This is a genomic window from Bacillus sp. Pc3, from assembly GCF_000815145.1.
In the GTDB taxonomy this organism is placed as follows: Bacteria; Bacillota; Bacilli; order Bacillales; family Bacillaceae; genus Bacillus; species Bacillus velezensis.
The window spans coordinates 254,277-268,166 of the sequence record NZ_CP010406.1; the positions used below are offsets into that span (position 1 = coordinate 254,277).

12 protein-coding genes and 1 pseudogene are annotated in these 13,890 nt (G+C 41.8%); 2 read left to right on the forward strand and 11 right to left on the reverse strand.

What is annotated here, in order from left to right:
- Nucleotides 1-4: 4 nt before the first annotated feature.
- A complete protein-coding gene (locus tag SB24_RS01000; RefSeq protein WP_039251429.1) occupies nt 5-1,396 on the reverse strand; it encodes an MFS transporter in 1,392 nt (463 codons plus the stop codon).
- A 564-nt stretch (nt 1,397-1,960) separates the two neighbouring features.
- Here SB24_RS01000 and SB24_RS01005 point away from each other — a divergent pair.
- On the forward strand, nt 1,961-3,055 hold the full coding sequence (locus SB24_RS01005; RefSeq protein ID WP_039251431.1) for an L-dopachrome tautomerase-related protein: 1,095 nt from the start codon (nt 1,961-1,963) through the stop codon (nt 3,053-3,055).
- A 289-nt stretch (nt 3,056-3,344) separates the two neighbouring features.
- Here the strand turns inward: SB24_RS01005 and SB24_RS01010 are convergent.
- The 10 genes and pseudogenes from SB24_RS01010 to spoVK form a co-directional block, all read right to left on the reverse strand.
- Nucleotides 3,345-3,764, reverse strand: a pseudogene (locus SB24_RS01010) (SMI1/KNR4 family protein); the annotation flags it as partial.
- A gap of 75 nt (nt 3,765-3,839) precedes the next feature.
- Complete coding sequence (locus tag SB24_RS01015; protein WP_039251434.1) at nt 3,840-4,298, reverse strand: SMI1/KNR4 family protein; 459 nt, start codon at nt 4,296-4,298, stop codon at nt 3,840-3,842.
- Between the two features lie 14 nt (nt 4,299-4,312).
- Complete coding sequence (locus SB24_RS01020; RefSeq protein ID WP_076983570.1) at nt 4,313-5,755, reverse strand: HNH/ENDO VII family nuclease; 1,443 nt, start codon at nt 5,753-5,755, stop codon at nt 4,313-4,315.
- Between the two features lie 8 nt (nt 5,756-5,763).
- Nucleotides 5,764-6,321, reverse strand: a complete 558-nt coding sequence (locus SB24_RS01025; protein WP_031379094.1) for an SMI1/KNR4 family protein — start codon at nt 6,319-6,321, stop codon at nt 5,764-5,766.
- 49 nt (nt 6,322-6,370) lie between these two features.
- Nucleotides 6,371-6,625, reverse strand: a complete 255-nt coding sequence (locus SB24_RS01030; protein ID WP_033574791.1) for a SunI/YnzG family protein — start codon at nt 6,623-6,625, stop codon at nt 6,371-6,373.
- A gap of 612 nt (nt 6,626-7,237) precedes the next feature.
- Nucleotides 7,238-8,572: a type I glutamate--ammonia ligase gene (gene glnA / locus SB24_RS01040; protein WP_007410365.1), complete on the reverse strand. Its 1,335-nt coding sequence runs from the start codon at nt 8,570-8,572 to the stop codon at nt 7,238-7,240.
- A 57-nt stretch (nt 8,573-8,629) separates the two neighbouring features.
- Nucleotides 8,630-9,034: a MerR family transcriptional regulator gene (locus tag SB24_RS01045; RefSeq protein WP_007410366.1), complete on the reverse strand. Its 405-nt coding sequence runs from the start codon at nt 9,032-9,034 to the stop codon at nt 8,630-8,632.
- Nucleotides 9,035-9,143: 109 nt separating this feature from the next.
- Complete coding sequence (locus SB24_RS01050) at nt 9,144-10,409, reverse strand: methionine gamma-lyase family protein (protein WP_007410367.1); 1,266 nt, start codon at nt 10,407-10,409, stop codon at nt 9,144-9,146.
- A gap of 16 nt (nt 10,410-10,425) precedes the next feature.
- Nucleotides 10,426-11,688, reverse strand: a complete 1,263-nt coding sequence (gene hflX, locus SB24_RS01055) for a GTPase HflX (protein ID WP_039251436.1) — start codon at nt 11,686-11,688, stop codon at nt 10,426-10,428.
- 129 nt (nt 11,689-11,817) lie between these two features.
- Entirely contained in the window at nt 11,818-12,786 is a 969-nt protein-coding gene (gene spoVK / locus SB24_RS01060; protein ID WP_015417523.1) for a stage V sporulation protein K, read from the reverse strand.
- A 306-nt stretch (nt 12,787-13,092) separates the two neighbouring features.
- On the opposite strand from spoVK, the gene SB24_RS01070 reads away from it, so the two are divergent.
- The gene (locus SB24_RS01070; RefSeq protein WP_039251438.1) at nt 13,093-13,851 is read left to right on the forward strand and encodes an N-acetylmuramoyl-L-alanine amidase; all 759 of its coding nucleotides are present in this window, start codon (nt 13,093-13,095) and stop codon (nt 13,849-13,851) included.
- The last annotated feature ends 39 nt before the right edge of the window (nt 13,852-13,890 follow it).

Below are 13,890 nucleotides of genomic sequence, written 5' to 3' on the forward strand. Positions count from 1 at the left end.
TGTTTTAAGCTTTGAAATCGTCAATATGATCCAAATAAACTTTGTCTCTATTCTCTAATTCTCGAACCATGCTTTTATATTTTTTCTCATCTAAGTTATAGAAATTAATATCAATCATGGCCAGAACCAGTAAGAACACGGGGATAATGGTTGTTGTAATTAAAATTCCCGTCAATGCCTCCGGCGTTTGCACCTGATTTGCCACATATCCAAACTGATCTAGAACCAAACCCGGTACAACCCCTCCCAAGGCCATGCCGAATTTAAAGAAAAATCCGATAATAGCGTATATGAGACCGCCCATTCTTTTCCCGGTCTTATACTCTCCATATTCTATTGTTTCAGGAATAAGCGCCCACATATATCCCCCGGCAGTGAGACTTCCGGCAGCGGCCAGCAATCGAAAGGAAAGTATCAGGAATACATTACTTGACGGAACGAAAAGTAAAGCTAAGAGGCCGATCATATTCAGTAATAATGCATAGTTTAGTAATTTCTTCTTCCCTAATAATTGATGAAGCTTTGGAATAAACGGTAAAATGACCAAAGCAGGCAAACTTCCCAACAAACCGTACCACTTCACTAAATCCGCTCTTTCTAAATTATACGTTACGTAATAGATGCCAACCGAATTACTGATTGAATTCACTCCAAAAATAATAATAAAGAAAATACTTAATACAACTAGAGGCCGATTAACACGAAATTGCTCAAATATATCCGAAAATTTAATTTTTTCTTCCGATTTTTGAAGCGTGACACGCTCTTTTGTGCTTTTAAAACAAAAGATTAAAAGGCACCCGCCTATAACTCCCATAATACCCATGGTTAGCTGCCAGCCAAGAGATTCGCTGCCGGAATTATCGCTTAAATAAGCAGCCAGTAAGGGAACAAAAAATGCAACGACAAGTCCTCCAAGATTTGCAAATAACATACGGACAGACGTTATACTAACAACTTCTTGATTATTTCTGGTCATTGCAGATGTTAACGCGCCATATGGCACGTTTATCATGGTATATGTAAGCGATAAGCCGACATAGGTGATATAGGCATATATTAATTTCCCCAAATCCGAAAAATCCGGGGTTGTAAAACAGAGTATGGCCAATATGACAAAGGGAAAAGCTCCGAATAAAAGATACGGTCTGAAGCGGCCAAACCTGCTATTTGTTCTGTCAACTATTGTTCCGATAAAAGGATCAGCGAGAGCGTCGATGATTCTAACCACTAAAAACATCGTACCGGCTGCTGCTGCCGATAAACCAAAAACATCTGTATAGAAGAACAAAAGATACGTAGACACTGTTGCATAAATTAAATTACATGCAAAATCTCCAGACGCATATCCAACTTTTTCAACCATGCTGATCTTCTTTACATTTTCACTGAGCATGATTTCTCCCCTTTTCGATCCTTTACATAAGGAACATGATGAATGGTATAACATTTTATTTAAAATTATCGGCCAGTGAGCGGTGTATAAAAGCGCTTTCAAAGAATGATAGCGGTTTACTTTCACAGAGCATTTTCAACATCCAAATGGTGATCAGATAGCAGTGAACAGGATAAAAGCTTGGCTTTCGCTTTTTATATACCTCCAATTAAATCGAGCCTCTTATCCCCCTCCCATTTAAGACCTTTACATGATGGACAATTAAAGTGGTTTTATTAGTTTGTTGATCGAACAAACTAACTTGATTTCATATTATAAAATCTTTTCTGCTTTTTCAACTCTTTTTTCAGAGAATTTAAAACCGGCAAAGGACATACCATGTTGTAATTGCCGACTGCTTCGACAGACGTTAAGTAAAAACCCCCCTGTGTCACCTGACTGACTTATTAAATGAAAAGAACTTCCATCATCTTTTGTTTAGAAAAACTTATTAAGAAACGTGCACTAGAAAAAATGCGAATCATATATAAGTGATATCCCGTTTAATTGGTTGAGGAGGATATTATGAAACCTATGCTGCCTTTTGAAAAATATTTTGGGGATTTAGAACTGGTTTATACATTTTATGGAGCTATGCCTACCGGTGTTACTGTTTCAGAAACTGGTCGTATTTTCATTTGTTTTCCGAAATGGGGAGACAATGTTAAATTTACGGTGGCGGAAATAATTGGGGATAAATTACAGCCTTATCCTGATTTACAAACCAATTTGGTTAACCCTGAGAATATCAAAATGACTTTCATCAGTGTCCAAAGTGTAGTTACTGATGGAAGAGGAACGCTTTGGGTATTAGATACGGCGGCACCCAATTTTTCTGAACCAATTAAAGGCGGGGCAAAATTAGTCGCTGTTGATTTAAAAACCAATACAATCAGAAGAGTTTATACCTTTACAGAAGATGTTGTCCTTCCAACAACTTACCTGAATGATGTCCGATTTGATTTTCGTGTTGGAACTGCAGGTTATGCCTATATAACGGATTCTTCTTCCAAAGGACCAGGAGCTATTATCGTCGTGGATTTAGAAACCGGAAACGCATTTAGACGGTTAAATGGAGCAAATCCAACTTCACCGGATTCCTCTTTTATACCGAAAGTAGAAGGCAAAATTTTGATGAATCGTAATAGGGATGGTTCAACTTCCCCATTTAGGCTGGCATCCGACGGTATTGCGATTTCTCCTGACGGAAAGGTATTATTTTTTTGTCCACTGACCAGCCGCCATTTGTTCTCGATCTCAACAGAAGCCCTGAGAGATAGAAATATACCGGACATGGATTTACTTTATCATGTGGCGTATTGGGGAGAAAAAGGCGCGTCTGATGGAATGATTACAGATGCGAAAGGAGCCATTTATGCCGGAGATTACGAGAACAATAGTATTCGAAAAATGCTGCCGAATGGCACAATGGAAACCATCGCACATGATTCGAGAATTTTATGGCCGGATACTTTTTCGATTGGTCCGGATGAATACTTATATGTCATCGTGAACCAATTACATCGGCAGGCTAGATTTCATTATGGAAAAGACTTACGACAGAAACCTTATAGTTTACTTCGTATCAAAATTGATGAATTTCCTGCTCCTTCCTATTGAAAATAAAAAATGAAGGAAATCATATAATATCCTCATTTAAATATAAATGATTATTCGAGCCGTTTATAATCGGCCTATTGACGTATATAAGAAAAAAACAGACCTCCCTTGAGCCTCAGAACCTGAAGGAAAAGGTCTATCATGAATATCAGCTGAGCAAGTCCTTTGATGGGCAGCTTTTATTACAGAGCCGGGGTGATACCAACACCCTGGTCTTTTTATTAAGGGAAAAACACTGTAACCCGTCTGTAGTTTACAGCAGGAAAAAGACTTTATCTGGATGACTTTATTCATGATCCCAAAACAATATCTTTTCATTATCGATATCCATACATATTTCATTCCCGCCTGCAGAGCTGCTTGCAATAGGAATTATATTTCTAGGAAACCGATCAGAATATGTATCGATCACTTTCTGAAGACTGCTATGATCGTTCGCTAAACCGTAAAAATCCTCTAACAATTGCGTATCATCGTCCTTACCCATCCAAAGGTCTTTCTCTATTGGTTTATAGCAAACGTCATACTCAACTTCATCTGTTGTTTTTTTACTTTCTAAATAACATCCTCCATATATCTTCAAAAAGTCCTTATAATCTGAAGGTAATTGATTGCCTATGTTAATTTCAAGCTCTTTTAGTTGTTCATTTGTATTAATGCTAGGATCTGTGCCAGCATCAATCGTAAACTCTTTCAACTTTTGTTCGATCTTATCTTAGTAAAGCTCATTTTAATACTCCTTCATATGCTATGGAAAAACAAGTTATAGACCTTCTTTTTAGTTTTAATCGTCCCAGTCCTCATCATCAATCCAGTCGTCTTTCGCTTCTTCCAGTTCTTCTATTAAAAACTCAAGGAATGTACTACCAACTTGTTTACCATATCCCTCTTGGTTGTCCCAAAGAATGACAGGGCATTCACCATTTTTCATCTTATTAGTGTCAAGACAATAAGAAAATTCATCTACATATTCGATCACTACAAGACCATCGGAAAGGTTATAATATTTTATATATTCATTGGTCTGTTCGACAACTTCAGCGCCGTGAGAGTCATATCCGAGTATCATTGTTCCATATGCTCCCCCTGAACCATACTCAGTTAAAAACCACTTATAGCTGTCTGGAAGAGTTACATTGAGATCCTCTTCTATTTCTCTAATCTGCTCCTCAGTGACTCCTCCCGTGAGAATTGAATTTTCTTTATTTTCATCAAAGAAAGTTTTTATTTTTGAATAATCCATTAAACTTTCACCTCTTATTCTTGGTTCTCAAATTGCTGAGCTCTCCATCTCCAATACCTTCTTCTGAAACTTTTATATTGTTTATCAAGTACTAGATCATTTCTAAAACTCTGTCCATTCCCTTTTAATCCATGCAAAACATCACTGTACTTATTATGCCAGCTTTCAGGTATCTCCAGTATAGTACCAGGCTCTTCTTGAATTAAGTGATGTAAATTTATTTGCGTGCCATCTTTAGCAAACGGAGCATTACCATTTTTCATCAGTTGTAGATTCGTAAGGCCTTTACGATTTTTTTGATTAAGATCAATATCTTTCATTGTATATACTCTACGGCTTACATCTCTAGGCTCTCCTTTAACTTTTACCTTACCGTCTATTTCGTATGCTTCATATTTTTCTTTATTTAACCAAGGGACATCAACTTGCTGACCTGTAAATGGCTTTCTGCTTTCATCCAATTTCTTTGCATTGGTCAAAAGTTCATTTTTAAGGTTTTGGCTATCAACCACATTGTATGGCACGTCCCCTGCCATCGCAAGATTATATTTAGAGTTATACGGAAGCAGATCTGGAAGTTTAACATCCTTAATTTTCTGACCTACCTGTCCTGCCTTGTTTATGACCTTCCCCGCCGCATCAGCTTTGTTAACGGCTCCTGCTCCTTTCGTTCCGACGACAGCCACAGCCACTGAACCGACCGCATATGTCACCCATCTAGATCTGGAGTAAGCATCTCCGTTCACCATATCCTTTTGATACGATTCTTCTATTGCTGCTGAAACAGCATCATATGTTTTAACAGGATGAAGTACTGCATTCCCCAGTGCTGACAAGGTTTCTCCCGGATCGGTTATGAAGTCCCATAAACCGGTTACCGTGTCTTTCCCAACATCATATAAACCAACGCCGGCTCCTTTTAAAATATCCCAAGTCACTTCTCCGGCTTCTTCCAGCTGTTTTGCTTGTTCAAGCTGCATGACATGTTGCTGCTGGGAAGGTTCAAGGTTTTCATAGCCGATCTTCTTCGCAATTTCCAAATATTCATCCGGATCGGTCACACCGTCAGCGAGTTTTTTCTTCAAATCCTTGATTTCCCGCTCTTTCGCTTCTTCCTTCTTAATTGTCAGGTAAGCGTCTGAGTGTCTTGCAATCTCGCCTTTTTTCTTATGTATGTCACTTTCTCTGTACGCCTCGGCATTATAGTGAAGCGGAGTGGCGTTTTTCCCTTTTCCCGTAGCGTTTTGGAGCTGTTGAAAATCGGCCTGAATGAAATGTTCGTTTGCCTCGGTTTCTGCGTATTCTTTCGTTAGATCGTGATCGAGCTTTCCGAGCCTATTTACGGTATCGTCCCGTTTTTTGTCTGCTGATTCCAGATTTTGATCGACATCTTCTGTAGAGAAAACATCAAGATGAATGATATCGCTGATTTCATCACAGTCTGTTCTGACTGTCATACACGGTTTTATCTCGTTCTGTAATAATTTTCAGCGGTATAGTATTTCCAATCCCAAAAAGCATCCCCGTTCGACATAATATATCGGTCTAAAAATATTTCAAAGTTTAAATTTAATGGATTATATTCTGAACCACTTTCAAATATAAATAGATAGTTAGGATCACCTTGATTCACTCTATCCTTATCGATCATTAAATGACATTCTTCCAACAGATAGCCAATAGGTATTCCATTGATCCCATCAAACAAATCCTCATATTTTAGTTCTTCCTCTATTTCCTCAAGGCTAAATAAATGAAGCCCTCCGCCAATATTCTCACCCTTTGAAAGGATTTCGAAAATTTTTGCGCCATTATGCTGAGAAATAAACTTCAGGTAATCATCAGGAAGAGTGAATTTATGATTCGACTGAAAGTTTTGGATTTCACTAAGAGACGCTTTGTTCGGAGAAAAAGTCACAAGACTCTCTATAATATATCCCTCAGAACAAAACAATTTAATGGCCCCTTTTTCATCTAAAAGACTTTTCAAACCATTGATAGTCTTATGGACAAAGTTAGTCAATAAAAACACCCCCATACTCCTCAGAATAATTACTGAGGATACGAATTTGTTAATCAGTAAGAATTTTATTCATAATTGAAGCAGCATTAGAAGTAAACAAAATATAAGTGTTTTTTGCCGTTTTAATTACTATCCTATCCGTAGAGCCATAAGGAAACCCAATCCTTACTGCATTTTTCTCCTGTCCCCCATAGTATGGATCCAGTAATACATCGTTGATTTCTTTGATTGGAATTTCAATTTTAGATAGTTGCCAATTGATAATTAATTTACCATCAGATTTTTCAACTTTAATCCCAAGCAAAATTGCATTTCCCCTTCCGTCTATATACTAAGTTAAATTGTAACATAGGGTTTGCATAAAATAACATATTAAGGAAAATGGAAATGATTGCCCACAATTTTCAGATAAGGATGTTGTGAAATCGTTTTAGTGAAAGCTGTAAAAAAATATTACGAAAGAACGCCTTACCTGGCGTCTTCAGTTTCAAAGAGGAGGTGGAGGGATGGAAGTCTTTAGTCTTGTTCATTTTTTCATTTCACCAGTTCTACCGTACCCTGAAAGCCCTATTAAAGGTCTGTTTCATTTATGTCAGAAGAGACAGCATTTTTGCTTTAGTTTTTGGTCGGACACTCCGTCAGCAGACAAGCCATATATACGTTTCGCAGTTACTGTTTTCAGAACGCAACAGCCATCAATTCCGTTGTTAGCTGCCCCCATTTTTAGAAGCCGTCTACTCAAACCAAAACCGAATAAAGAATCACGAGAAATACGAGTCATCAATTGCGGAGTTAGATTCATAACTTCAAATTTTTTTGGTCATATTTTGGTCAAGGACCAAAAATATTGTTCTTTTAATCTTATGATCAAAACCAAAAAATCCCCTGACACCAATAGTGCCAAGGGATTGAGAGATTAATACTGAGACATGTATTGTTCGCGCTCCCACGGATGAACCTGTGTGCGGAACATATCCCATTCGATTTCTTTTGCTTCGATGAAGTGTTCGAACAGGTGCTCGCCGAGTGCTGCAACCATGACTTCGTTTGATTTGAATTCGTCGAGAGCTTCCGCCAGTGTCGCCGGAAGATCTACGATGCCGTTTTCCATGCGCTCTTCTTTGCTCATGACGTAGATGTTGCGGTCAATCGGAGCCGGTGCTTCAAGTTTGTTTTTGATTCCGTCAAGGCCTGCTGCAAGCAATACGCTTAACGCCAGGTACGGATTTGCCGCCGGGTCTACGCTGCGGACTTCAACACGCGTGCTGATGCCGCGGGAAGCCGGGATACGGATCAGCGGGCTTCTGTTTTGCGCGCTCCATGCCACGTAGCAAGGTGCTTCATAGCCCGGAACAAGGCGTTTGTAAGAGTTCACTGTCGGGTTTGTGACAGCCGTAAAGCTTGTCGCGTGTTTTACGATACCGGCAATGAAATGTTTTGCTGTTTCACTCAGCTGAAGATCAGCGTCTTTATCAAAGAACGCGTTAACGCTATCTTTAAAGAGTGATAGGTTGCAGTGCATACCGGAACCGTTTACGCCGAACAGCGGTTTTGGCATGAATGTCGCATGCAGACCGTGTTTGCGGGCGATCGTTTTGACAACCAGTTTGAAAGTTTGGATGTCGTCACAAGAACGGATGGCACCGGCATATTTAAAATCGATTTCGTGCTGGCCCGGAGCAACTTCATGGTGAGATGCTTCGATTTCAAAGCCCATTTCTTCAAGCTCAAGCACGATATCGCGGCGGCAGTTTTCTCCCAAGTCAGTCGGAGCCAGGTCGAAGTATCCGCCTTTATCGTTCAATTCAAGCGTCGGTTCGCCTTTTTCATCTAATTTAAACAGGAAGAATTCAGGCTCAGGTCCAAGATTGAAATCGCTGAAACCGAGTTCTTTCATTTCTTTCAGAATCCGTTTGAGGTTGTTACGCGGGTCACCTTCGAACGGCGTGCCGTCCGGATTGTAAATGTCACAGATGAAGCGTGCTACTTTACCTTTTTCAGCCGTCCATGGGAAGATTACAAATGTGTTCAGATCAGGGTATAAGTACATATCAGACTCTTCGATACGGACGAAACCTTCGATGGAAGAACCGTCGAACATGCATTTATTATCAAGTGCTTTTTCAAGCTGGCTCACAGGAATTTCCACGTTTTTAATCGTTCCGAGAATGTCTGTGAATTGAAGGCGGATATACTTTACGTTTTCCTCGTTTACTAATTTTACGATGTCTTCTCTTGTGTACTTTGCCATTTCGTAAAACTCCTCCTCTAAAAGGTAAATGTATATAGCAAAACAGTTGCTAACGGATTAATGAAAGAATCGGGACATGTCACCTTGGCGGAAAGTATTTCCCCGCTGGAAACGGCCTGCCTGCATCAGTTCGTTTTTCAGAAGCTTTCTGAGTTCGTCATCAGACAGATTGTGCTTCATCGGTTTGGCGGTTTTTTCGGATTTTTCTTCCGGTTCGGCAGATGCCTTATCCAGAATTTGTTTGATCCCCGCCATATTGACGCCTTGTTCAATCAGATTTTTGATTTCTAACAGTTTATCTACATCATGGAATGAAAATAATCGTCTATTTCCTTCGCTTCTCGCTGGAAATATCAATCCATTTTCCTCATAATATCGAATTTGCCGGGCAGAAAGTTCTGTTAACTGCATGACAATCCCAATTGGAAATAAAGGCATTGAGCGGCGAATGTTATCACTCATCTCAATTTCCTCCTTTTCTTATCTTAGTCTCATTATAGGTGATGTTATATTTTGTGTCAACACAATGTAAGGAATCTTAACATCAAATTCTTTGAAAATTGCAAACGGCCTAAATCAGCTCTTTTTCCATTAAAGCATTTACGGCGCTGCAAATCGCATTTTTCACGTGCGCGTAGGTTAATCCTCCTTGGACATACGCGACATAAGGCGGTCTGATGGGTCCATCTGCTGATAATTCAATGCTTGCTCCCTGTACGAAAGTGCCCGCTGCCATAATGACATCGTCTTCATATCCCGGCATATAGCTCGGATAAGGCGTCACATGCGCATTAATCGGTGAAGCATATTGTATCGCCTGGCAAAAAGCGATCATCTTATCAGGGTCCTGAAACTCAACTGATTGAATCAGATCCGTTCTCGGCGCATTCCATGCAGGGTTTGACGTAAAGCCGAGCTTTTCAAGAAAACGGGCGGTAAATACCGCTCCCTTCAAGCTTTGCGCCACTACATGCGGAGCGAGAAAGAAACCTTGATACATTTCCTGCAGTGAATAAAGCGAAGCGCCGGCTTCACTTCCGATTCCCGGGGAGGTCATCCGGTAAGAGCAGGCCTCAATCCACTTGGCTTTCCCTACAAGATAGCCGCCCGTTTTAGCAAGGCCGCCGCCCGGGTTTTTAATCAGGGAACCGGCCATAAGATCCGCTCCGACATGGCAGGGTTCCCGCTCTTCTGCAAATTCTCCGTAGCAATTGTCCACAAAAACAATGACATCTTCTTTGATTTCCTTTACGAAACGAATCATCTCTTCAATTTCATTTATTCTGAAAGACGGACGATTCGCATATCCTTTTGAACGCTGGATGCCGATCACTTTTGTATTCGGCCGGATTGCAGCTCGGACCGCTTCAAAGTCCACTCTGCCTTCTGATGTTAAATCGACTGCATTGTATCCGATTTGAAATTCCTTAAGCGAGCCTGAATACTCCCCGCCTCTTACTCCGACGATTTCCTCGAGTGTATCGTAAGGCTTGCCTGTTATATAAAGCAATTCGTCCCCGGGTCTCAGCACACCAAAGAGCGCGATTGAAATCGCATGCGTTCCGGAAATGATTTGCGGCCGCACGAGTCCCGCCTCTCCTCCGAACACATCAGCATAGATCTTCTCCAGTGTATCTCGTCCGATATCATCATAACCGTATCCGGTTGAAGGCGTAAAATGCGTATCGCTTACTTTATGTTTTCTGTAGCTTTGCAGGACTCTCCATTCATTCCGTTCACTGATTTCTTCTATTCTTTTATGAACGGCGGAGATTTCCGCTTCTGTTTCTTCGGCGGTTTTTTGTAAAAGAGCGCCGTGGGTCAGTGTGTCAAACATGTTGTGTATACCTTCCTTACATGAATTTCTTCAGTTCTCCGAGTATGCTTTGTTCTTCCTGTACATAACCTGAGACTTCGTAGCGTTCATTTTCTTCATTAAAATAAAGGCTGTCGATCATGGTCTCTGATTTGATGCGTGACATCAATTTGCCTTCGGCGGCAGGCACATGAACTTCATACGGCGTCAGCAGCTCCCGGCGCAAATAAGCTTCGATTTCCGCTTTTAGTTTTGCTTCATCCCCGGCGATTCTGGCGCTGATCATGATGTGGCCTTCGCCCGCTGTCGGGATGAAGTCAGGAAGTGTCTCATCACGTTTGTTATAGGCGGTCAGCACCGGAATATCATCTGCCTCAAGCTCTTTTAACAGACCGAGGACCGTCTGTTCATGCCCGGCATAATCTTCATTGGATGAATCAATGACATGAATGATCAAGTCTGCTTCCTTCACTTCCTCAAGCGTTGAGCGGAAAGCGGCAATCAGCGTCGTCGGCAAATCCTGAATGAAGCCGACCGTATCAGACAAAAGGACGCTGTAGCCGCTTGGGAGCGCCATCTTTCTCGTCATCGGATCAAGTGTTGCAAACAGCAGATCTTCTTCATAGCTGTCTGAACTTGTTAATTGATTGAACCATGTTGATTTTCCGGCATTGGTATACCCGACGAGTGCAGCCTGAAGCACGCCGTTCTTTTTACGTCTCTCCCGATAACGGCTTCTGTGTCGGATAACCGTTGAAAGCTGCACGTTAATTTCGTGTATGCGGTTTCTAATGTGGCGCCGGTCTGTTTCAAGCTTTGTCTCACCGGGCCCTCTCGTCCCGATTCCGCCGCCTTGTCTTGAGAGATTGATTCCTTGTCCGCTTAGACGGGGCAGCGCGTATTGAAGCTGGGCCAATTCGATCTGAAGCTTTCCTTCTCTCGTCTTCGCTCTTTTTGCGAAAATATCCAAAATAAGCTGCGTGCGGTCGATGATCTTCGCTTCAATTGCAGTGGCGAGTGATTTAAGCTGGCTCGGTGACAGTTCATCATTAAAAATGATCAGATCCGCTTCAAGCTCTTCACACAGCGCCTTCAGCTCGTCTACTTTCCCCTTGCCTATATATGTAGCGGCATCCGCTCTGTTCCGTTTTTGCGTAATCCGGGTCAGCACCGTTCCGTCAGCCGTTTTTGTCAATGAAGCAAGCTCTTCCATGGAATGTTCAAAGTGCTCATCTGTCATGTGCGGAAGCTGGCAGCCGACCAAAATGACCGTTTCTTTTTTTCCTTCCTGTTCGTTCAAATGGATGTTCCTTTCTGTGTCGTATTGGGCAGTAGTACTATCATACCAAACCCGCAGGGCGTATACCACACATCCGGCGGGTTTTAAAGAGAGAAATAAAAAAGAGACCCCTCAAACCGGCTGAGAGGTCTATTCGTGAGCTGCCGCCTCATCTTTTATAAGTAAATCCTGGCTCTTGATCGTCATTAAATCGTTTTTTAAGTATTGGTCTCCCATTAAAAGTCTCATGGCCTGAGCGCGGATTGATTTTTCAATCACGTTTCTGACAAAGCGCCCGTTGCTGAATTTAATGGGGCTTGTCGTGCTTTTCACTGTCATTAAGTAATCTTTTAACTTCCACTCGGCTTCCTGGCTTAATTGATACTCCCGCTCTGCTATCATGCGCTTTGCGATGTCCATCAGCTGAGTGACAGAGTAATCCGGAAAATCAATGCTGATAGGGAAACGCGATTGCAGGCCGGGATTTAATGACAGGAAATGTGTCATTTCTCTCGAGTACCCTGCCAGGATCAGAATAAATTCATGCTGTTTGTCTTCCATATGCTTGACAAGCGTATCAATCGCCTCTTTACCGAAATCCTTTTCTCCGCCCCTTGCAAGTGAGTATGCTTCATCAATGAATAAAATGCCCCCGAGCGATTTTTTAATCAGATCTCTCGTTTTTTGCGCCGTGTGTCCGATGTATTCACCGACCAGATCGGCACGTTCCGCTTCGATCAGATGTCCTTTGGAAAGCACGTTCATTTCGAAGAAAAGCTTGCCGATCAGTCTCGCGACGGTGGTTTTCCCGGTGCCGGGGTTCCCTTTGAACATCATATGAAGAGCTTGTTTTCCGACTTTCAGCCCTTGTTCGGCCCGTTTTTGGTTGACGAATATCCACGCGTAAATTTCTTTAATGTTGCGTTTCATTTCTTCCATACCCACTAATGTGTTCATTTCTTTTTCAATTTCTTTCAGAATGCTGTGCTTGGCTTCATTTTTTTGCAGGGCGGCCTGATATTCCGCCTCAGCTTCCGCATTTGTCAGCACTTGCTTTTGGCCATTAAGAATGATGTTAATTTGTCCGTTATTTTTATAGGTTACAGCGCGCTCCAACATGCTCACCTCTCTGTTCTCTCTTTATCTTACTCATGATGAAGCGGTTCCGTGACATCCGCCTATCATCATGAGACCCGTTTTCCTCTTTATCTGTCACTTTTTCCGATCTCTTCGGGAATGATGTTGAATCTTGCGCTTTCCCGAGAAATATTTTTCATTTCTTATTGTATTCAGCAGAAACGGGAGGACAAACCATTTATTTTTATTTTCCGGGAAATGTTGGGTATATTTCTCATTTTTTTCATGAATGACAGCCGTACAAGCACCATTTGAATATCATCATATGCTGTAATGAGGTGATGGAGAATGGTTAAAATTTTTATAGACCCCGGTCATGGCGGAACTGATTCAGGTGCAACCGGAAACGGACTTCAGGAAAAAGCGGTCACGCTGGAGATCGCGCTGGCTTTGCGCACGATTCTGACGAATGAGTATGAAGGAGTTTCTGTCACGATGAGCAGGACAAGCGATAAGACAGTCAGCCTGACGGAAAGAACGGATGCCGCCAACAGCTGGGGCGCAGATTATTATTTATCCATTCATATTAACTCAGGAGGCGGAACCGGGTTCGAAAGCTATATTTACCCCGGTGTTGGAGCGCCGACCTCGACTTACCAATCAGCCGTCCACACGCAAGTGATTCAAGCATCGGGTTTTAATGACCGAGGAAAAAAAACAGCCAACTTCCATGTGCTGCGGGAGACAAGTATGCCGGCAATTTTGACGGAGAATGGTTTTGTTGATACGTCAGCTGATGCAAACAAACTGAAAACAGCCAGTTTTATTGAAAGCCTTGCAAGAGGACATGCCAAGGGCTTGGAGCAAGCTTTCGGTCTAAAAAAAAAGGCTGACTTATATAAAGTGCAAATCGGCGCATTCAAAGTGAAAGCAAATGCTGATGCGCTTGCCGCCGATGCGGTGTCTAAAGGTTTTGACGCGATTGTGCTTCCAAAAGGCGGCTTATTTAAAGTGCAGATCGGCGCATTCTCTTCCAAAGATTACGCTGAAGCGTTGGCCGCGCGGGCCGAAAAAGCCGGATTTGATGCCTTCATTGTGCAAAACTAAATGAAAAACCCCCGCTCTCCCTTTTTTGGAACGAACGGG

Bases quoted from the DNA above. Each gene is read 5' to 3' on its own strand.
- SB24_RS01015 (WP_039251434.1), bottom strand. From the start codon at position 4,298: ATGGATTATTCAAAAATAAAAACTTTCTTTGATGAAAATAAAGAAAAT.
- spoVK (WP_015417523.1), bottom strand. From the start codon at position 12,786: ATGTTGGAGCGCGCTGTAACCTATAAAAATAACGGACAAATTAACATC.
- glnA (WP_007410365.1), bottom strand. From the start codon at position 8,572: ATGGCAAAGTACACAAGAGAAGACATCGTAAAATTAGTAAACGAGGAA.
- SB24_RS01005 (WP_039251431.1), top strand. From the start codon at position 1,961: ATGAAACCTATGCTGCCTTTTGAAAAATATTTTGGGGATTTAGAACTG.
- SB24_RS01020 (WP_076983570.1), bottom strand. From the start codon at position 5,755: ATGACAGTCAGAACAGACTGTGATGAAATCAGCGATATCATTCATCTT.
- SB24_RS01000 (WP_039251429.1), bottom strand. From the start codon at position 1,396: ATGCTCAGTGAAAATGTAAAGAAGATCAGCATGGTTGAAAAAGTTGGA.
- SB24_RS01070 (WP_039251438.1), top strand. From the start codon at position 13,093: ATGGTTAAAATTTTTATAGACCCCGGTCATGGCGGAACTGATTCAGGT.
- SB24_RS01045 (WP_007410366.1), bottom strand. From the start codon at position 9,034: ATGAGTGATAACATTCGCCGCTCAATGCCTTTATTTCCAATTGGGATT.
- SB24_RS01050 (WP_007410367.1), bottom strand. From the start codon at position 10,409: ATGTTTGACACACTGACCCACGGCGCTCTTTTACAAAAAACCGCCGAA.